Source organism: Rossellomorea vietnamensis, from assembly GCF_008180415.1.
Lineage (GTDB): Bacteria > Bacillota > Bacilli > Bacillales > Bacillaceae_B > Rossellomorea > Rossellomorea vietnamensis_C.
The window spans coordinates 70,783-92,252 of record NZ_VTEI01000008.1 but is presented as its reverse complement, the minus strand read 5'-3'; the positions used below and the strand labels follow the sequence as shown (position 1 = coordinate 92,252).

Sequence of the window (21,470 nt, the reverse complement as noted above, 5' to 3'; positions counted from 1 at the left end):
TACTCCTCTAATTTCATTCATGCTAGAATGACTTTAATGGACTACCATAAATAATGATATAGTAAAAAAGACTCAATGTAAATTATTGTAGAATTATGTAGAATTTTATCGTTTTTGACAGAATAGTATCTCATTTTAAAATTCTTTTAGGCAGCCTTATTTTTTTTTGACTCTTTTGTGCCGGCAAACTTTTTATACCATGAAACTGCGAGGAATGAAGAGAACGTTAAAAACGGCAGCAAAACAAAAAAACCATCCCAGAATTCAATTGCTGTTATAGGCTCTTTCATATTCGTAAACATTAATTTTAATATGAAAATTATTTGCGGAAAAGAATAAACAGCTAATAGTCCGACCATTATTACCGTTCCAAAAACATATAATACACTATACGATTTTACTAACCATTCTTCACCTTCGTAAACCTCCTCTTCCTCATGGTTCTGTCCCCATGGCATCTTATTTATCAGATAAGCTTTCGAATTTTCCATGAGATTATACACACCGGTCAGATTTTCCAATACATAATACAAATCAGTCTTCATAAAAAAACAGATTTGATATAGAAGTCTTAAAATGGTTGTTAGACTTATTAGACGAAGTACCCCTGTTATGAGTTCCATTTCATAAAAAAACAGTTGAAGAATTAAGCAAGTAAATAATACTGCTATATCAAAGCATATGCCTGCAAGGTATAATGTGGTTCTATTTTTAGGGGAAAGCTGCCAAGCTTCGCTTAAATCAGTTTGCAAAACAATAAAAAACAGCCTGGTCCCTATTTCCAATCGAGCTGGGAGGTTTCTAGACCTGATGGCAAGTATATGTCCGGCTTCATGGATAAGTACAAACGGAAGAGATATTAAAGCAACCGAGAGAATGTTGACCATATTTAAGTCATATAAAAACAGGTCCTGGTAAACAGGAATTAAAGCGGGGAACTTCATAAATAAAATAATTGTAAGAAGGAATACGAAAAAATAAATCATGGCAGAAACTCTGTTAAAAAACACCTTTCCTGCCAAAGGAGGAATCCACAAAAATTGGGCAGGAACCTTTTCCACAGATGGGGATACCTTGATATTTTCATCATCGATTTTAATAATAAAGTCCATTTCTATTAAAACTTCCATGAATTCCATTACGCTTGTATTTTCTTTTCTTAATTCATCTTCCATTTTCCCTTGAACATTTTCAATTGAGTTTCCTTCTGACAACAGTCTTATAACCTTTACTGCAAGAGCCGGTATCTCAAAATATTCGTGTGTCATTTTATTCTGAACAATAAAGTTTTTCCTATCTTTCTTTGCATCATATGGAACTAAAGTTATTATGCTTTGTTTATTCATCGCTTTAGCCAATCCTCCCTAAAAAAAAGAGAGACTGAATAGATCCAAGTCTCCCTTTTCCATATCAAGCTTTCCATAAATAGCACCACCAGCAAGTCAGCTTCAACTTATTCAGCTTTCTGATTTTCATAATCCCACCTCACTCTCTTGTGTATTGATTCTTGAATTCAGGATTAGGTCGCTTGATGTCTGATAGTGCTTATGAAGTGAAACCCATTCAGTAAAGACTTCTTTAAATATATCAATAAGATCAGGGTCAAACTGTGTGCCCTTCCCTTCAAGAATTCTATTAAATGCAGTTCCAACTGGCAATGCTTCCCTGTATGACCTTGTCGATGTCATTGCATCAAAAGCATCTGCGATCGCAGTGACTCTTGCCAAGATTGGAATATCCATCCCTTTTAGTCCTTCAGGATATCCCTTTCCATCCCACCTTTCATGATGAGAGAGTATGACACCTGAACTATCATTTAAATTTTCAACTTTTTCAATTGCTTTGGTCCCGACTACTGGATGAGTCTTTACAATATCAAACTCTTCTTTAGTTAATCTGCCAGGCTTCCTAAGGATTTGATCGGGTATATTAATTTTCCCAATGTCATGAAGCAAACAAGCATAGTAAAATGCATTCAATTCTTCTTGCGTGAAATTCCCCATCTTTTTCGCCAATATAAGAGCATAGTTCGCGACTCTCTCACTATGTCCTTTAGTATAGGGATCTTTTAGTTCCAGAGTAGCTATAATACCTTTCACTATAGCTTCCAGCTGCTTATTATATGATAATTTTATCGCACTCACATACCCAAGAATTCTTTTCAATAACAGATAAGCCATTGAAGAAATCACCAAAGTAAGAATAGCCGGAAAAATCACTTTCATATCATGAATAAAAAAAGCTACTGTTACGTATTTCAAAAAAACAGACCCAGTGATGACCAGGAAAAATAGTTCACTGACAAAGATAGGCGAAAATACAATCAAAAATAGTTCAACTACATTTCCGCTTGTATATTCAATCCCGCTTCCGCCATAAATTGTTAAGTCATTGACTAAATTAAGAACCATATAGCTGATTACAAAAGCATACTTGATTCTATGTTGGTTATTTTTATAAACCACCAACAGTACAGGGATTAATAGAAGTAAAATTATGTAGAGAATATATCCAAAACTCGATTTAAATCCAATTTCACCATTTGTAACAAATGGATTAAAAAAATAGAAGAATCCGTCATACAAAATCGAAATAGTAAAAAACAAAACTAAAAACCATTTTAGTGTCCTTTTTTCTTCAAAAATCAAAGTCGAATCTTTTATATTTTTTAACATGGCTGGCCTCACTTGCTGCAAATGGAATTATGTTTAAAAAGTGCTCACTTGTCATCATTAGACATTTTTCATTCTATAGCAAAAGTCCTATACGTGGAATAGTTTATTTTGCTTATTTAAGCTGATATTTCATATTAGCTGATATTTTCAAAACCATATTTCTGCTATTGTGGAATAAATCCAATAAATTCATTATTTTTCTTCGAAGATCACTTTCTATTGTGTATATCGGCTTCTATTCAGCCGGTTGAATAGAAGCCCTGTAAAAAGGGACTAAAGTACTGCCATCCCCCTGAATTGCTACCTTCCCTTATAAGATAAAAAAGCTTTTTTAAAACTCTACCGGTTATTTTTTATGAAATAGTTAATTCTTTAGCCAAAACAAACCACCAGTTTAAACTGGTGGTTTGAACTGCAGCTGGAAGCCTTCCTTACCAGCCTCGGCCTAAAAGGCCCAATGAATTAGTTTCTCTTGCTATTTATTACGGCTGAAAAAACGTGGAGAAATAAGCGGAGAAATTCCGCTTATTTGTATAAAAGATGCGAAAATGGTTCGTTTTGCTGTGCTTAAGCGGAAAACTTCCGCTTATATACCCCCAAAATCACATTCAATACTAAAGCTTAACCGGAAAAACTCCGCTTATTTTAGGGTTTATTAATGCCAATCAGCAAGGATACCTCCCCTTCTGCTGGAATGGCATGAAGTAATAGGGAACCGGCTTATTCTATAGAAAGATGGTGTCTTATGCCACGCTATAAACTCTCTGGAACCACCGGCATAGCCAGGGGTCTACAAGACCTTTTGTCAAAATAAAAAAAGGCCCTCTGAGTCAGGGCCTTTTGATCAATCCGCAAGTTTTTGCTCTATGTTGCTGTTCCTCTTCATCAAGAAATCGATGGCGAGCCAGAAGAAAACAGAGACCAAAGCGTAAATTCCAATTGTGTAGTAGATATCTTCTGTTTTCCATTGTAGCTTAGGGATGAACAGTCCTAATAAACCAGTAAAAATATAATAACTTCCAATCAGATGGAAGAACAGTTTTTCGGTAGTCAAGTTTCTTTTCTCCATATAACCTTTGCCTGCTTTTCCTAAGAAGATTGCAATTCCCCTGATGATAAAATACACGGAAAAAGCAATAATAATAGCAATCACTGTAGAATTGTTAAAGACGTTGGCCATTTTAATGCTCCTTTCACCAAATACCATTGTTCATTCTTAAGATTGTACCATAAGATCACCAATTTTGAGTAGGAATTAAATTCCAATATCTTTTTTTTATATTTTACCTCCCTGTACCATGTGGTATAGTGTTAAATAGCTATTATCTCAAAAGGAGAATTTTCTTATGTCCAGTTTAAAAGATAGAATTGATAAACTATCTCCTGCCCAGTTAATTGTAGTTTTCTATTGTGCGGCAGTTGGAATTTCAATCCTATTACTTAGTCTGCCAATAACTGCCCAGCCGGGTGTAGATTTAAGTTTCATTGATATTATGTTTACCGCAGTAAGCGCCATAAGTGTCACAGGGCTTACTGTTATTCAGATAGTGGACACCTTTAGTACGGCAGGCATCTTTATTCTGATATTCATCCTGCAAATAGGCGGCATCGGGATCATGACCCTCGGAACCTTCCTATGGCTGATTATAGGGAAAAAAATTGGTTTGAAAGAACGCAGGTTGATAATGACCGATCAAAACCAATCTAACCTTTCCGGCTTAGTCAACTTAATGAAACAAATCCTGTTAATCATCCTATTAATCGAATCTGTCGGTGCTCTTATACTAGGTACATATTTTCTAAAGTATTATCCTGTCTGGGAGGATGCCTATCTGCATGGGCTTTTCGCCAGTGTCAGTGCTACAACCAATGGCGGGTTCGATATCACCGGGCAGTCACTCATTCCATATGCAGATGATTACTTTGTTCAGTGTGTCAATATCATTTTGATTACTCTGGGAGCGATTGGATTTCCTGTATTAATCGAGTTAAAAGACTTTCTCATGAAAAATAATGATAAGCGGGTGAGGTTTCACTTTTCTCTTTATACTAAGTTGACAACCGTTACCTTCTTTTCTCTTATGGTAGTAGGAACAATTCTGATACTTGTTATAGAATTCAATCGTTTTTTTCAAGGTTTATCCTGGCATAAATCTTTTTTCTATGCGTTTTTCCAATCTACGACAACCCGAAGCGGAGGGCTGGCGACCATGGACGTCAGCCAGTTATCGGAGCCTACTCTCATCATTCTCTGTATGTTGATGTTCATTGGTGCTTCGCCAAGTTCAGTTGGAGGCGGAATACGGACCACGACATTTGCCATTAATATTCTTTTTCTTATCAACTTTGCAAGAGGAAGGTCAACGATTAAGGTTTTCCGCAGAGAGCTGGATCAGGCTGATGTAATTAAATCACTGGCCGTAACATTGCTTGCCAGCTTTATGTGTGCCGGTTCTCTAATCATTCTTTCGATTACCGAGTCTCATTCATTCCTGGAAATTTTATTTGAAATCTGTTCAGCATTCGGAACCGTTGGACTATCAATGGGCATTACTCCTGATTTAACCGTTATCGGCAAACTCATCATAATGGCCCTGATGTTTATCGGAAGAATCGGACTTCTCACTTTCCTGGTTATCCTGGGCATTAAGCAGAAAGAAACTTTGTATAATTATCCTAAAGAAAAAGTCATCATCGGGTAAAAATCAATGTATCAATGAAATCATTTCCCTTAAAAAGCAGTGGACCCAGTAGTGGCCACTGAAAAAGTTCAACAAAATCTAAAAGGCAGAATCGTTCATTTCAAAGAACGATTCTGCCTTTTTCTCGTTAGGTACTATAAAAAGTGTTGGTTTCCGTTTAAGATGCACGACTCCACTGGGCTGGCGCACGGTGGAGTGGGCTTTATCGCAAAAGCAGCTTGTTATTTTCTAATTAAGTATACAGCGGGGGAAAAATAAGGGGAGTTTTTCCCTCTATTTAAGCTGTTTTCAAAAACTTTTTAGTAATTAAGGGGAATTTTCCCCTCTATATAACTAGCCAAAGTGCTGTAACTGGCTGTTCGGTACCGCTGGTCACTTTACCAGATCCTTGAATCCGCATCTTTCCCGCGACTAGTTGAAAAAGTACGTCCCATGCCCGCCAGGCTAATGTATCAAAAATCATAAAGCTAATGGGATAAAAAGAGTAACACATTCAATGGGTGGTAAGAATTAAGTCAATCTTTCTTCTCATTTATGGAGGTGTAGTTGACTTTATTCTTGGTTATAGAGGATTTGCTACTAAAATTCGGTATATTCTCAGTGCAGTGGAACCTAGACCACTGCTTTTTTTGATCAAATCAATATTACCGCTGACTGATTTTAGAGAAAGTAGAATTTGAAAGTTATGTTAAAATATAGAAAAAAGTGATTACTCTGTTAAAATACAGAGTAATCGAAGAAGAGGAGAACAATATGAGTGAACAGGTTGCAGCCATGAAGGAACTGATCTCATTAGAAGATGGAATTACATTAGTTTATCAAGAACCTAAAGAATACTTGCGATACTATTCCGTTTATTATGGCCAAAAATATGCAGACTACTTTTTTAGAAGGTCTCCGGAAACAATGTTAGAAATCGCCTCCATTTTTGACTGCGGATACTTCATCATGAAGGATGAAGAGATCATTGGCGGTGTATTCCTAAAGCCGAATTTCATGTCCGATTTGTTTGTGGTACCTCCCTATGAGGATTATGAGGGATTAGTTTACAGGCTTTTAAACTATTTAAAAAAGGTATCGAAGACTGAAGAGAAAATCATTTTAAGAGATATTATAGAAGAACACGCAGCAGCTTTCGAGCAAAATGGATGCCGGGTTCAAGAAACTAATTATTGGATGATTCGTCCAACACAATCACTAGTGCCTGCACTTCCTGAAGGATATCTATCAAAATCGGTTGCACCCGAAGACACCAATGATATAGCCTGTTTAATTATGAAATCCTATCAAGCGAATCCAGCTTACAAACAAATCGGCTCCAAAGAGGATTATATTCAACATATTAAGGAATTCATTGAAAAATATCAAAGTAATAAAATTATGGATGAGTGTTCAAGGGTGATCATAGATCAGAATACTAACAAACTCGTTGGTGTGTGCCTCCACATGGAATTTGAAGATTATCCTCTGATCATGAGTTTAGCTGTTGACCCTGAACATCAACGCAGGGGGCTTGGACGGTTCCTGTTAACCCATTCTATAAACATATCGAGCAAAGGATATCCAGCTGCCCGCTTGGCCGTCATTAAAGGCAATTCAGCGATTAAGCTTTACGAGGCCATGGGATTCATTAGAAATAAATCAATATCGGATATGTACTTAGTATAACTTAGTCCTAAATGGTCGTTAAACTGAGTGGGGCTTCCTGAAATAAACTTTTCGGTCAGCAGCTTAAGGCTCTGACCTTTTTGTATGCAAAGATATATTTTTAAAGCATAAAGAAAATCCATCTCAGAAGGAGTGCACTGAATATGTCCAACATAGATTTAAAATTATAAAAACGTACCTTTTCTGCTTCCGGTATTATGAAAGAGTGTTGGTTTCCATTCTAAATACCCGGATCCGCTTGGCGGGCTCCTGATCTTATAGGGAAAGCGCTTGTTAGTTCCTTAATAAAGTACTCAGCGGTAAGAATAAGGGTACTTTTTTCCCTTAATTTTTAATTCAAGCTTATTTTGGGATAAATAGAGGAAATTTTTTCTCTTATTTGATAAAAAAGCCCATTATTTTAGTATATTCAGTTAAATAAGAGAACTTTTTCCCCCTATTCTAGCTTTTTTCATTGTTTTTTAGTAAATAAGGGTACTTTTTTCCTCTATTTACTATCCGACATACTGACCGCATCGATAAGTGCCACCGGTCACTGTCATGAATCAACACCTTTTATCAAATAGTTGAGGAAGATCCTCTCCAGCCCCTGCTGGCAAATGTTCCAAAAAAGATTAAAGGATTCTAAATCTGTTTAAATAAAAGGCTGTTTTCGCATAGATTGTGGCTAATTTAAAAGTAATGGATTTCCACTCCAGGCGGGCGCCCGGCCTCCTTGGCTTCACCTGTATAAAAAGTGGAAGCGCCCTGATCAGACCCGACAGGCAAATAACCTCAAGAGAAAAAAAGGCGACCTTCCCTTTTATTCTCTTGAGGTTATTTGATCCCGAGGGGCTGGGCGCTGGAACTAGACGACCGCTAGTCCCGCAGGAGGGCGCACGCCTTCCGCTCCAATCCTTCTAGTAAAAATAGGGATGAGGAAAGTAAAGCATCCAAAAGCAACAATCTTTTAGAAAAGAGCCAAATAAAAAGTAGATTCTTAAACTCCTGTAGATTTTTAGTACCCTCCTCAGAAATGACTTCTACAAGGCTTTTTTCGCATATATTGTTTCTTTCGGAAAAATCCCAAGAGCTGAATTTTTCCCCGGATACTAAGAGTTTAATTTCTTAACATGGGAGAGTAGCTCTTTTCTTTTCGATTACACCAGTTTTTCCCCCTCTTAATATGGTTGTTTTTTCGGACTTAGTATCAAATAGCAACAAAGTTTACCAAAAGAGTTTTTTTACAAAGAAAAAGAGCGCCAATTCACTATAGAATCAGCACCCCCTCAAAACCGAGACCAGCCATTTCTTTATTTATCTTTGACCCTGAGGAGTCTCAGCCCATTCAGCGTCACAATTAAAGTAGCTCCCATATCGGCGAATATTGCAATCCAAAGGGTGAGCCACCCTGGAATGACCAGGAGAAGCGCAAGCAGTTTGATACCTAATGAAAAGGTGATATTTTGTTTGATGATGAACAGGGCCTTACGGCTGAGTTTTACCGTAAAGGGCAGTTTTCTTAAATCGTCACCCATCAAGGCTACATCTGCTGTCTCCAATGCTGTATCCGTGCCCGCTCCGCCCATGGCGATGCCTATAGAAGAAGCCGCCAGGGCAGGTGCGTCGTTCACTCCATCCCCGACCATCGCAACCTTCCCGTACCTCTCACGAAGTTCTTTAATATACGCCAGCTTTTCCTGCGGCAGTAATTCCGCTGCTGTGTCACTAATATTGGTTCGTTTGGCAATGGCTGCTGCTGTTCCTCTATTATCTCCAGTCAGCATAATGGTTTTATTTATTCCCAGCTTATAAAGCTTTTCAACGACTTCTGAGCTGCTCTCCCTGATCTCGTCAGCAACAGCCGCCAATGCGAGGACTTCTTCTTTTGTACCTAATACAATGACTGTTTGCCCTTCATTTTGCAGATTCGCTATAGTCCTTTTTAAGTCTTCTGAGAGTGGATAGTCCCTGACTTCCTCCATAAAAGCAGGGCTTCCTGCATAATAGCTTGTAAAACCGATTGTTCCTTGAATTCCTTTTCCTGTAACAGAAGTGAATTCTTCCACCTCTACCGATTGGTAATCAGCCTTTTCCTCTTCGGCCTGCTTCATAATCGCGGAGGCGAGAGGATGCTGTGAACCATTTTCAAGGGCAGCGATCAGTTTCAGGTATTCATTCCTTTTTTCTTCCTTCAAAGAAATGAACTCTGTGACCGCAGGACGGCCTTTTGTAAGGGTTCCTGTTTTATCAAAAGCGATGGCTTTCAAAGCGCCCATTTCTTCTAAATATATTCCGCCTTTAATCAAGACCCCGTTCCGGGCGGCATTTCCGATCGCGGTAACAATGGAAACGGGTGTTGAAATAACAAGTGCACACGGACAGCCGACTACGAGGACAGCGAGTCCCTGATAAACCCACTCGCTCCATTCAGCATTGAACAGTAACGGAGGAATAACAGCTGTAAGGATAGCGACCAAAATCACTGCGGGTGTATAGTATTTTGCAAAACGGTCGACGAATGCCTGTGATGGAGCCCGCTCAGCCTGAGCCTCTTCAACCAGGTGAATGATTTTCGCTATTGTGGTATCCTCCGCAAGCTTTGTCACTCTGACTTCAAGCAAACCTTCTTCATTCAAGGTACCGGCAAACACCTCATCATTTTGCTGCTTGGTTACCGGCACCGACTCCCCTGTAATGGCAGCCTGGTTGACCGCGGAAACACCTTTTTCAACTATTCCATCCATCGCGAGCTTCTGCCCAGGCTTCACAATCATGATATCCCCGATTCGAATATCATCTATTTCAACTTGCATTTCACTTCCATTCCTTTTAATCAACGCTTCTTTTGGGGCAATATCCATCAGAGAGCGAATGGACTGCCGCGCCTTATCCATCGAATAGGATTCCAGGACTTCACTGATGGCAAACAGTATGACAACCGTTGCCCCTTCTCCCCATTCGCCAATAAACGCAGCTCCGATTATGGCAATCGTCATGAGCGTCCTCATATCGAAGTCAAGACGCATTAAATTCTTCAGGCCCGTTGTAAAAAGGCGATAGCCTCCAATGGCAATGGAAGCCACATAAGCCAGGACTGACAAAATGCTTTCTTCACCGTAAAATTGTCCAAGCGACCAGCCCATAATCAAAAAGACGACAGAAAGCAGAACATTTCCGTATTTTTGGATGAAGGGCTGTTTATCTTCATTTGTAAAACGCTGGTTTTCAGGGATCAGTTTAAGACCTTCAAACGCTCCTGCTTTTTCAAGTTCTTCAATAGTTGTATCTCCATAGACAGTGAGCTTAGATGCTCCAAAATTAACATTTGCTTCAGAAACACCATCCAGGTGCTTCACGTTCTTTTCGAACTTTGCGGCACAGCCTGCTCAGGAAAAGCCCTGAACGCGGTAGGTCGTTTTATCTGCTGACTTTACCAAACCTTCAGCCACGTTGTTCCACCTCCTTATGATGGGTGATGGCGATGCTTATCAAGCTTCTGACATGGTCATCATCCAGGGAATAATACACCAGTTTTCCCTCTTTGCGATATTTGGCAAGCCCCATATTACGAAGCAGCCTTAGGTGATGAGAGGCAGTAGCCGTGGTTGCCCCGACAATCTGGGCTACATCACAGACACACAACTCTTTTTCAAGACTGAGGGCATAAGCGATCTTCATTCTAGTATCATCCGATAATGCTTTAAATATTTTTGCCGCACCATTTGTATTGGTTTCCGCAAGCTCCTCTTGGATGGAAGCCGCTTTCTCACTTTCAAAACAATTCACTTCACAAACATCTTTCTGCTTCATCTCTTCACCCCAACAATCAAACGTTCATTTGAATATTAGTATATGTAAGTTCAAGAAATCTGTCAAAACATTCTAGAATTTGTGCTAAAACCCACCGCCGTGCTCAAATGGGCTGTCCCTCTTAGTATGGTCACCCGGTAACACAATGAAGTATGTACAAAAAAAGAACCGTCCCGTTTTAAGGAAGGTTCTTTCGTATTTTCTTAATTATATACCGCTTAGCAGCTCATAGCAGTCTTTATCCCCTTGTCGCACGCCAACAGGATAAGTAGTGCTTCAGCCCTTTAACGTATTAAGAGGGACTGTCCCTTGCCGCGCTTTAACGTATTAAAGGTATTTCCTTTGTACATTACGTCCTTCATAAGTGAACAGCATCTGCTTGTTTTCTACCTGAGTTTCAATATGGACGGTTCTGCCCCAAAGCTGATGGACATATGGGAGCACTTTCTCAAGATATTTAATGTCCAGCTCTATGCCCTCATACCAATGCTTCAGATAAAGTTCACCATTTTTCATATAGTCCCCGTCGTTGACTGTAATGAACGGAAATCCGCCATTTACCCGCATTCCCACAAGTTGGTCGCGAACCCCTTTCCATTCTTTTCCGACAATTTTATAGTCCTTACCCTGTTTTTGGAAAAGATACATATCTTCCCGCATCACCAGATCTTTCGTCAAATAGTTGCGCAGAAAGGATATATCCGATTCAATTTCCCTGACCTCGAACATTTTTTCCCTGCCCGATCCAGGCTTTTCGCCTCGTTTGATCATTGCCTCGGTTGGATTATTGTAGCGCTCCTCAATATCCTCAAAAATCTTCAAGCCCAGATAGTATGGGTTGATGCTTGTTTTCGAAGGCTGCACCACTCCGGCATTCAACTTGGCGAATTCTATGGATTCACCGCTGGTCAGGTCCATTTCTCTTATAATTCTTTGATGCCAATAGGACGCCCAGCCTTCATTCATGATCTTCGTTTCCAGCTGCGGCCAGAAATAAAGCATTTCCTCCCTCATCATGGTCAGGATATCACGCTGCCAGTCTGAAAGTTCACGGCTGAATTGCTCAATGAAAAGCAATAGATCCTTCTCTGGCTGCGGCGGAAATTTCTTTTTCACTTTCCTTCTTTGTTTTCTCTCTTTATTTGGTCCATCGTCAAGAGACCATAAATCACCATATGGTGTCGCAGAAGCAACCTCCTCTTCCTCCCACTCCACATCGTCCATGCTCCAAGCCAGCTTTGGCCTCATCAAGGAAGGATCGATATGCTCGTCAATGGCAAGAACTGCATCGAGAAAGGTTTCAACTTCTTTTTTTCCATGCTCAATTTCATATTGCCGGATCCTATCCGCCGTCGCTGCCATACTTTCAACCATATCTCTCTTTGTATTCTGAAACCTGACATTATTTTTGAAAAAATCACAGTGAGCCAGCACGTGAGCAACAATCAATTTGTTTTGTATAAGCGAGTTCGAATCCAGCAAAAACGCATAACAAGGATTTGAATTAATGACGAGTTCATATATCTTGCTCAAGCCCAGATCATAGTGGAGTTTCATCTTATGATATTGCTTTCCGAAGCTCCAATGAGAAAAACGTGTCGGCATCCCATAAGCCCCAAATGTATAAATGATATCTGCAGGACAGACCTCATAGCGCATCGGATAAAAATCAAGCCCAAAGCCTTTGGCAATTTCCGTGATTTCGCCAATTGCCTGCTGTAATTGTTTCTGTTCCTCTTCTCTCATCCCGGTTCCCCCCAGTAAAAATTTACACCTCGTCACCTTGGCTGCTCTTATTTGAATATATGAAATGGGATAAGGTTTCATGAGAAGAATAAAATGCTTATTGGTTAGGCAGAAAAGAAACGGTGCTCGCTTAGGGGAATTTCACTGAAATGGGGAATATATGAGTTTGCTGCTGTATTGAATTTCTGTTTTATTGGTTCTTTGCTGACGGGGCAATTTTTATAAAAAGGCGGCTGCAGCATTATAGCAGGGACACCTGGACTCTCCTTCTCCAAGGTTCCTCTCAAGGGATACCAACCCCTTTTTCTCTCTTCTCGTGTCACTCGCGGGATTCTCGAGGGACACCACAACCCCTTTTTCTCTCTTCTGGTGTCTCTCGAGGGACTCTCGAAGGACACCAACACCCCCTTTTCCCTCGCCAAGTGTCTCTCGAGGGATTCTCGAAGGACACCACAACCCCTTTTTCTCTCTTCTGGTGTCTCTCGAGGGACTCTCGAAGGACACCAACACCCCCTTTTCCCTCGCCAAGTGTCTCTCGAGGGATTCTCGAAGGACACCACAACCCTTTTTTCTCTCTTCTGGTGTCTCTCGAAGGATTCCCGAAGGACACCAACAACCCCTTTTCCCTCGTCTGGTGTCTCTCGAAGGATTCCCGAAGGACACCACAACCCCTTTTTCTCTCTTCTGGTATCTCTCGCGGGATTCTCGAAGGACACCAACAACCCCTTTTCCCTCGTCTGGTGTCTCTCGCGGGATTCTCGAGGGACACCTCAACCCCTTTTTCTCTCTTCTGGTGTCTCTCGCGGGATTCTCGAATGACACCAACAACCCCTTTTCCCTCGTCTGGTGTCTCTCGCGGGATTCTCGAAGGACACCAACAACCCCTTTTCCCTCGTCTGATGTCTCTCGAGGGATTCTCGAGGGACACCTCAACCCCTTTTTCTCTCTTCTGGTGTCTCTCGCGGGATTCTCGAAGGACACCAACAACCCCTTTTCCCTCGTCTGGTGTCTCTCGAAGGATTCCCGAAGGACACCACAACCCCTTTTTCTCTCTTCTGGTATCTCTCCCGGGATTCTCGAAGGACACCAACAACCCCTTTTCCCTCGTCTGGTGTCTCTCGCGGGATTCTCGAGGGACACCTCAACCCCTTTTTCTCTCTCCTGGTGTCTCTCGCGGGATTCTCGAAGGACACCAACAACCCCTTTTCCCTCGTCTGATGTCTCTCGAGGGAACCACAACCCTTTTTTCTCTTCGATTGTCACTCAGATTACTGGTTTGACTCACTAAATACATGCTGCTTCTCCAGATTTTTCAAAGTCAGTCTAATCAAATATGCCTGCTCCTCCTAACTAAAAAAGGGCCTCCATTTAGAGACCCTTCCCAACCTTAACTTCCTGTTAGTTTTCCCTTAAGCCGCACGGCCGGAATCACAGCCAAGAGCAGTAAAATCGCTGAAACTATAAAAACCAGTTCGATTCCGAATTTTTCGGTAAAAAAACCAGCACCCAATGAAAATAAGCCAAATATTAGTGTAGTCACAGCTCCCTGTGCGGCAAAAACTTTCCCAAGCCTCTCAGGACTGACACTGTGCTGGACAGCGGTCTGCAGAAGAATCACCTTCATGCCGTCAAAGAAACCGAAAACCACTGAAAATACGAGGGAAAGCAGCGCAATGCTGGTCAACCCGAAAAATAAAGTGGCCATAGAAGTGAACAGGAGTGCCGCCGGAAGCCAGCGGTAAATATCTCCTGAGAAAAATCTTTGTGTTTTTAACAGCAGTACACCGGCTGCTATCAGCCCAATGAAAAAGGCTCCGTTGATAAAGCCCCACCATTCTTCTCCCCTGCCGAGCTGCTGATCAACATAGATATAAAGAATGGCGGCAATCCAGACGACCGTTGCTGCGGATTCAATCGCATAAATAAAGAAGATATTCCTCAGCCTTGAACTTCTCCAAATATCTCCCCATCCTTCTGCCATTTTCGCTGCAAAGCTGAGCTCTTTTTCCTGTTTCAACGGAATGCCAGCACTATTCATCGGCAGACTGTACATCATTAAGCTGCTGGCAAGAAATAAGAATGACGTCAGGACCAGCGTCCACTCTACTCCTGCAAAAGCAACTAGTATCCCCCCAAAGGCCCAGGCAGAAAACTGAACCGCCTGGTCGACTGTAGAAAGAAAACCGTTTGCGCCCATTAGATCCTCCCTTCTAACGATGGAAGGAACAAACGCATTTCGAGCAGGAAGAGCCCAGCCATCCAAAAACGCAACACAGCACACAAGCAGGAACACTGCCAAAAGATTTCCTGTATTTAGAAACAACAAAAGAGAGAGAACCACCAGTAATGCGGTTTTGAAGCACTGTGAGTAAAACAACAGATTCTTCAAGTGAAACCGGTCCAGGATCAGAGGGGCAATCACACTGCTTATGAATCTGGAAAATGTAATCACCGCCGGGATGATACTCATCATCAAAGCTGACTCCGTTAAATTAAAAACTGCCGCTATGACCGCGACAATAAATAAAACATCTCCTCCGTTTGCCAAAGCCTGGCCAACCCATAAATAACGAAAGGCTCGTGTTTTCATCATTCTTCCTCCTTACATAATATGAAGTTGTCTGAGAAAAGAATGAATATCACAAGGGACTTGCTCCTTTCTGTTTATGGGACAAGATTTTTAAGACCTCTATATAAAAGTCTGTTTTCGCATAAATTCTTGTTTTTGAAAAAATCCCAAGAGCCGAATTTTTCCGGGATACTAAGAGTTTACTCTCTAATCGAGGGAGAGTAGCATTTTTCTTTTCGATATTACAAGATTATTCTTTATTATATTGATCAATTTCTCGGAGGTATCATTAAATAGCAACAAAGTTTACGAAAAAGAGCCATATAAAAAGTATAGTATTTATAATTTTAAAATTCCAATAATAAAGCGAGTAGAATGCAGCAGTGGTACCTCACCTCAAGCTATAAAACCAAAGTGGGAAAGGATGTATTACCAACACCTCCGAGGGACATCAACTCAAAAAATTCCGCCGTTCATGTACCCCGCTCTGCCTCTGAGCTTCAAAGTGTACAAAAAAATGATGCACCCCGCTTTTTAAGCAAGATACATCAATACGGTAAAATCCACCTATTTTACTTCAATCACTGAGAGGTTTAATTCGGTTGGCTTTGCAGGATTATGCACAACGTTCACTTTGACAATTATGTCCTTGCTCCCTTTTACAACTTCAAATGTAAAGCTGTCTTGAACCTGGCCGCCGGATAATGTTTTCCTGCCCTCATATTTGTAATCCGCCAGTTTTTCTCCTGTGTAATCTTCTTTGACAACCGCTGTTGCAATGCGGCCGAATTTTTGATAATCAGGCTGCTGGGCCAGGGCTGGCTGGACCGACAAAAAGATTAATGTCATGGAGATAATAGAAATCCATTTTTTCATCATTGCTTCACCTCTGCATATAATTTCATCCTTAATATGCTTTTTTATTATGGATTCTATTCATCCAATAGAAGGAAAGCCTTTAAGGACAAGATAACCAACTTTTTCAGTGAAATTCCCCTGCCTTCGCGAACATACTACTAGTAACCCTTCAGAAGGAGGGAGTTCATTGAATAAAGTTGATTATGACAGAGCTTTGTACTATACACACCGCAGTGAATGGGATAACCTTCTCATTCTTATGGTACGGACGAAAGATGATCTTTTAGCCAAAAGAATTGAGCAGTTTCTGCATGCTTACCATTTTTCCCGTGATTACTCAATTATTGAACAAAACATGTATACCCTTCTCAGATATATCGAGCACGCCAACCTGACTGCCAGTGAAAGAGAACCAATGGAAGAACATGCAATGAAAATATAGGATTCCACCAATCCTGCGGGCTGATTCATTCAGCCCGCTTTCATTTTTGAAGAAGAGGTGACATGTGAAAGACATACATAAATCAAAAAATATTACCGGCAAATGTCGTAGAACAGTCAAAATATTTTCAACAAGAAAGGTTAGGCTGTTAAGTACAGAGTGGCGGGTGACAAGGGCAGGTTTCACCGGTCTTGACCTAAACAGAATCACTGGAAGATGTGCAGCCAAATAAACCGGTAAAAGTGACGGAAAGAGGGTTTGATCTGTGTTGTAATACATAATATTGGAAGTCACTGAACAAGCTTTATTAAGTGGTTGTTGCTGTTCGGTCTTGTGTTGAGGAGGAGAAAGGTTCCTGGAAGGATTCGCCCGCAGAAATCGATGGCTGCTGGATTGCGTTAAGCGGCACCGACAAAGGTTTGCTTGGAACTTCGTTTGCTGTCTTTCTCTAACGAAAAGGGAGCTGCAAACAGCTTATGAAACATCTCAAGAAAAGCAAAAAGGAGAGCCAATCAATCGGCTCTCCTTCCTTACTGTTTATTTCTTTGTATTGATATACAGCTTGCCTTCTGCTCTCTTCGTGCTCACATTTCCAAACTCATCAGATACCTTCACTTCGATGACAGCACCAGGTGCTTTGACATTCGAGGTGGCAGTATAGTATCCGACATAGTGTCCTTCCGATGTTTCCATCATCGGCAATTCAGTGGCATTCGTAACAAGGGATTTTGCATTTGTCAGCGGCATATGAATCACAAACGCTGCATCTAATCCAGGTTCACTGTCAAATTCGATTTTAACTGATTCACCTTTTTTCAGCTGTTTGTCTTCTCCCGGAAGAAGGTTGTCAATGGCCAAATCACCAAATTTCGCCTCCACTGTGACGGTTTGTTTCTTTTTGTTGCCGGCTTTGTCTTTGGCAATGACTTGAATGACGTTCTCACCTTCATTCAAAAGCATTCTATGGCTGAATTGACCTTCATTTACAGAAGCCTTTTGGCCGTTCACTTTTACCCATGCAAGGTTCTCATCGGCTATTGTTCCAGTTACGGTAATGGCTTCTTTATTTGTTTTGAGTCCTTCTTCTGGAGATGTGATCTCTAATACAGGTTTTTCCTGATCGAGCGTGATTGTTACAGGCTCTGAAGGTCCTGTAGTGCCTTGCTCTGTAGATGCTTTGGCTGTGATTGTATTTCCGCCGGGCTGCAGTGCTGCCTCAGCCGAAAATGTACCATCCTCCGATGTTTCAACTGCAGCCACTTCTTCTTCTCCATTGAACAGAAGAACTGTTGTAGATGGTGCCGATGTCCCTTCCACTGTGACTGTATCACTTTTAGTGAAAGATCCGTCTTTTGGTGAAGTAATCACTGGAGCGGTTACTTCGTAATTGACGGTTGCCCGGATCATGTAGTTTCCTTCATCTTCCGGTGACGGAGACCAAGCTCCTCCAACCATCTGCCAGTTTCTTCCTGAGTACTCTCCATTTTCATCTGTACCGAGACCAGGTGAATTTGGACTTGCATTGGTCTGGATATAAACCATGTAGAAGTCACCTTCGACCATGATTCCATGCTGGCTTAAATCAACATGTGTCCATTCTCCATTACGTACTGCAGCTGCATCAAAAGGACCAGCCACTTTCTTGCCTGGTGCACCGTCTGTACCTGAAGCATCATAGACGGCAACCTCAAACTCCGTTCCTCCAGGTACTGGCCATTCCATATCCCAGAATCGGAACAATCCGCCTGTTACTAAGGCAGATTCATTTCCTTCTTCAAGGGACATCTTCACTGCCCAGGCATTTCCGGCAGCATTGAAGACGCGGGCATTTTCAGCTGTTCCGTCATCATAGGAGATTTCACCTGGGTAGCCGATGAATGGTTCCAATGAGACATCCGCACCGGTAGTTTTTCCGCCCTCAACCGTTATGGCAACTTCCTGGCTGTTGTAGTATGGAGCAACAACTTTCAGCGTGTATTCTCCTTCATAAGCATTAAGTTCGTATTCACCGTTCTCATTGGTTTCAACCGGTTCCACTACTGCATCTTCCAGAAGGAAAATAGTCGCTCCCTCAACCGGTTCACCAGAAGCCTGATTTGTTACCGTACCAGTCACAGTCCCTCTAGGAATTTCTTCAAGAGTGAAATTGGCCGTTGATACTGCATCCTCTTGAATTGTCACACTTTGAGATTGTGATCTGTAGCCATAAGTTGATGCCTGCAGGGTAAAGTCGCCCGCTGCATGCGTCATAGAGTAAGATCCGTCAGCAGGATTTGTATAGACAGCACGCCCGGTTTCAAGCACATTCACTTCTGCCTGCAACGGAAGAAGCACTGGACCTGGATTGCTATCATCTGGTGCAGCAGCTGATTTCTTAACTGCTACAGTAATCTTGCTTGGATTCACTTTCGGTTTTTTAGAAACAGAAGCAGATGGTTTATCCTTTGATTTCAGTCCAAGATTCTTTTTCTTGGAAGGAAGGATGGATTCACCGCTCAATTTCACATCGTCTAAATACCAGCCCTGTTTCACGACACTTCCATCAGTCGTTACATTAAAGGCGATATAAATCCGCTGTCCGGCATATTCACTAAGATCAACTTCTCCATCAACCCATTCTCCCGTATCTCCATTTACCCGCAGTACTTGAGTCCAGTTTTCCGCGTCTGTAGATACGAAGACGTGTCCGTAATCGTAGTTGTTCTCAAGTTCATGCCATTGCTTGAACTGCAAGAATGAGCTTCCTTCAGGCAGATCTACAGGAGGCATTTGCAGTGACATGTTAGCACTGTTAGCATACGTTCCTGCCAGGCTTGTAGCAAAAACATTTTCCCCTGAAACAGCTGAACCCGGTCCGTTTTCAGGTACTCCGCGTTCCCAGCTGTTCTGCTCTCCATAAGAAGTCCAGCCTGCCGGATTGGATTCAAAGTCGTGCTCATATCCAACTGAAATGCCAGGCAGAAGAGTAACAGTGTATTCCTCTGTCTCCACTTCATTTCCGCCAAAATCAAGTGCACTCCACTTATACGTTACACCTTCTCCGGTTAAGTCCTCGCCAGGGATAATAGCTTCATACGTTCCTGACGTGTGGTCGCCGGCTGTTCTTACAGCATCAATAGTCGTCCATTCACCAGAAGCATTTTGATACTGCAGTGTCACATTGGTTACACTGATATTATCGGCTGCTTCCGCTTGAAGAGGAAGATTCATTTGGTTGAAAGCTTCCCCGGGAGCTTCATGACTGATCACAGGCGCTTCTGAATCATCGCCCTCTTTTGATACCTGACCTTCAACTTGACCGATTCCGCTCATAACCGAGGAGACGGCATCGAAAGCATTGACCAATCCTTTTCCATAGCCATTGTTCGGTGACTCCGGGAAGGTGCTGTCTGTTAACGGTACAGCTGTATTCAACAGAATTTCTTCCATTTCATCGACGGTAAGGCTTGCATCAACCTGTCTTAATAATGCAGCAACAGCTGATACATGCGGACCCGCCATGGAAGTGCCGTTCCATCCTCCTTCATAATTGCTTCCAGGGACTGCAGATCGAATATTCACCCCTGGTGCAGAAATGTCCGGCTTTACCTCATCATAAGGTGAAGGACCTTGAAGAGAGAAGCTGCCCAATTGATCATTGATGTCTGTCGCTCCTGTGGCAAAGGATTCAGGGTAATTTGCTGGAGTAGCAATTGATCCTGGACCTCCTGGATTAAAGAGCGTCGTGTTGCCAGCCGAAAATTCTGGAAAGATTTCAGCCGCTCTCCAGGCTTCTACCATTGGACGGTACCATTCATCCAGTCCTGATCCTCCTCCCCAAGAGTTGTTGACAACATCTGGCGCCATTTCAGGATGAGGATTACCTTCCGCATCCTTTGGAGCCAGAATCCATTCTCCTGCGGCAAGAAGATCTGCATCAGTTCCTCCATCAGCAGTGAATGCTTTGACAGCGATCCACTTGGCTCCCGGGGCAACTCCGATTTGATTGCTGCCATCCGGTTCTGCTCCGACCATCGTACCTGTCACGTGCGTTCCGTGGCCTTGATCGTCATAAGGTGCAGATTGGCCTGCTGTCGCGTCGAACCAGTTGAATTCATTTTGCGGCGATTCAGGGCTTTCCGAATCGAAACCGCGATACTGTTCCTTCAGCGCAGGGTGATTCCACTGAACACCTGTATCGATCGATGCAACAACTGTGCCTGCACCGTCTATTCCCATTTCCCATACTGCTGGAGCACCAACCTGGTCTATATTCCACTCGATGTTGGAAGGTGAGTTCTGGGTGCTCTTTTCCTTTACCGCAGCACTTGTTGAAGCTTCAGCTTTTACTGGCTGGATAAGCTGGCGGGTCTCATTCGGCAAAATTTTCTCAACTTCAGAAAATGCCGCAATTTCTTCCATAACCTCTTTTGTACTCGTCACGGCCATGCCGTTTACTACATAAAAGTCTTTAACTTCTTTAACGGCTCCGGACTTTTTCTGTTTCGCTAAGTATTTTTTCACATCTGCCTGAGTCTTAAGGGCAGTCGAGCGAAGTTCCGAAACGACCATGTTCCGCTTTAATAACTTTTGGCCGTTTGCCGATAGCTTTTGTTTTTTCGCACTATCAGTTGCACTCTTCGCTGTAGCTGCAGGATCGGCCTGCTCCTTGAACTTCACTAGATAGGTTACATGCTTATCTTTTTTAAATTGGTCTTGTAATTTGGATGTTATCTTGGATTGAGGTTTAATCTTGGCTGTTTCATTTGCTGAAACGGAAGGCTTTTCTTTTGCCTGTGCGGGATTCGCTGCTGCTGAATTGGGTGGAAACATCAAAGGAATAAATAGTACAAGTGTCAGTACAATGGACAACCATTTTACTCTGTTTCTTCTTCCTCTCATTCAATTCCCTCCTGATATAAGTTTGGCAATTCCAGTCATGGTCTCCTTTCGATTTTTTCACCTGGGATTATGTAGGTGTTGTACCAAAGATACCCAAACCTATATGTTGAATGTTGTATTAATTTGTCGTCTTATAA

13 protein-coding genes are annotated in these 21,470 nt (G+C 41.9%); 3 read left to right on the top strand and 10 right to left on the bottom strand.

Translation table 11 applies throughout. From position 1 onward, the window contains the following. Window positions 1–146: 146 nt before the first annotated feature. The 3 genes from FZC78_RS15740 to FZC78_RS15730 form a co-directional block, all read right to left on the bottom strand. On the bottom strand, window positions 147–1,346 hold the full coding sequence (locus FZC78_RS15740; protein ID WP_148940994.1) for a hypothetical protein: 1,200 nt from the start codon (window positions 1,344–1,346) through the stop codon (window positions 147–149). 126 nt (window positions 1,347–1,472) lie between these two features. Further along, window positions 1,473–2,675 carry an HD-GYP domain-containing protein gene (locus tag FZC78_RS15735; RefSeq protein ID WP_148940992.1) on the bottom strand — a complete coding sequence of 401 codons (1,203 nt, stop codon included), beginning with the start codon at window positions 2,673–2,675 and terminating at the stop codon, window positions 1,473–1,475. A gap of 844 nt (window positions 2,676–3,519) precedes the next feature. Beyond that, the gene (locus FZC78_RS15730; protein ID WP_148940990.1) at window positions 3,520–3,855 is read right to left on the bottom strand and encodes a hypothetical protein; all 336 of its coding nucleotides are present in this window, start codon (window positions 3,853–3,855) and stop codon (window positions 3,520–3,522) included. Window positions 3,856–4,021: 166 nt separating this feature from the next. Here FZC78_RS15730 and FZC78_RS15725 point away from each other — a divergent pair, with 166 nt between their 5' ends. Next, window positions 4,022–5,377 carry a TrkH family potassium uptake protein gene (locus FZC78_RS15725; RefSeq protein WP_148940989.1) on the top strand — a complete coding sequence of 452 codons (1,356 nt, stop codon included), beginning with the start codon at window positions 4,022–4,024 and terminating at the stop codon, window positions 5,375–5,377. A 753-nt stretch (window positions 5,378–6,130) separates the two neighbouring features. Further along, the gene (locus tag FZC78_RS15720; protein ID WP_148940987.1) at window positions 6,131–7,045 is read left to right on the top strand and encodes a GNAT family N-acetyltransferase; all 915 of its coding nucleotides are present in this window, start codon (window positions 6,131–6,133) and stop codon (window positions 7,043–7,045) included. Window positions 7,046–8,337: 1,292 nt separating this feature from the next. Here the strand turns inward: FZC78_RS15720 and FZC78_RS15715 are convergent. From FZC78_RS15715 to FZC78_RS15690, 6 genes are all read right to left on the bottom strand, one after another. Continuing rightward, window positions 8,338–10,476, bottom strand: a complete 2,139-nt coding sequence (locus FZC78_RS15715) for a heavy metal translocating P-type ATPase (RefSeq protein WP_187444959.1) — start codon at window positions 10,474–10,476, stop codon at window positions 8,338–8,340. Beyond that, complete coding sequence (locus FZC78_RS15710) at window positions 10,469–10,837, bottom strand: ArsR/SmtB family transcription factor (protein ID WP_148940985.1); 369 nt, start codon at window positions 10,835–10,837, stop codon at window positions 10,469–10,471. The genes FZC78_RS15715 and FZC78_RS15710 overlap by 8 nt, the downstream gene beginning before the upstream one ends. 327 nt (window positions 10,838–11,164) lie before the next feature. After that, window positions 11,165–12,583, bottom strand: a complete 1,419-nt coding sequence (locus tag FZC78_RS15705) for a SpoVR family protein (protein ID WP_148940983.1) — start codon at window positions 12,581–12,583, stop codon at window positions 11,165–11,167. A gap of 219 nt (window positions 12,584–12,802) precedes the next feature. Next, a complete protein-coding gene (locus FZC78_RS15700; protein WP_148940981.1) occupies window positions 12,803–13,846 on the bottom strand; it encodes a hypothetical protein in 1,044 nt (347 codons plus the stop codon). A 124-nt stretch (window positions 13,847–13,970) separates the two neighbouring features. Next, the gene (locus FZC78_RS15695; RefSeq protein ID WP_148940979.1) at window positions 13,971–15,176 is read right to left on the bottom strand and encodes an MFS transporter; all 1,206 of its coding nucleotides are present in this window, start codon (window positions 15,174–15,176) and stop codon (window positions 13,971–13,973) included. 543 nt (window positions 15,177–15,719) lie between these two features. Continuing rightward, window positions 15,720–16,031: a DUF3889 domain-containing protein gene (locus FZC78_RS15690; protein ID WP_148940977.1), complete on the bottom strand. Its 312-nt coding sequence runs from the start codon at window positions 16,029–16,031 to the stop codon at window positions 15,720–15,722. Between the two features lie 166 nt (window positions 16,032–16,197). On the opposite strand from FZC78_RS15690, the gene FZC78_RS15685 reads away from it, so the two are divergent. Further along, entirely contained in the window at window positions 16,198–16,452 is a 255-nt protein-coding gene (locus FZC78_RS15685; protein ID WP_148940975.1) for a YhdB family protein, read from the top strand. 537 nt (window positions 16,453–16,989) lie between these two features. Here the strand turns inward: FZC78_RS15685 and FZC78_RS15680 are convergent. Then, the gene (locus FZC78_RS15680) at window positions 16,990–21,333 is read right to left on the bottom strand and encodes a S8 family peptidase (RefSeq protein WP_148940974.1); all 4,344 of its coding nucleotides are present in this window, start codon (window positions 21,331–21,333) and stop codon (window positions 16,990–16,992) included. Window positions 21,334–21,470 lie beyond the last annotated feature (137 nt).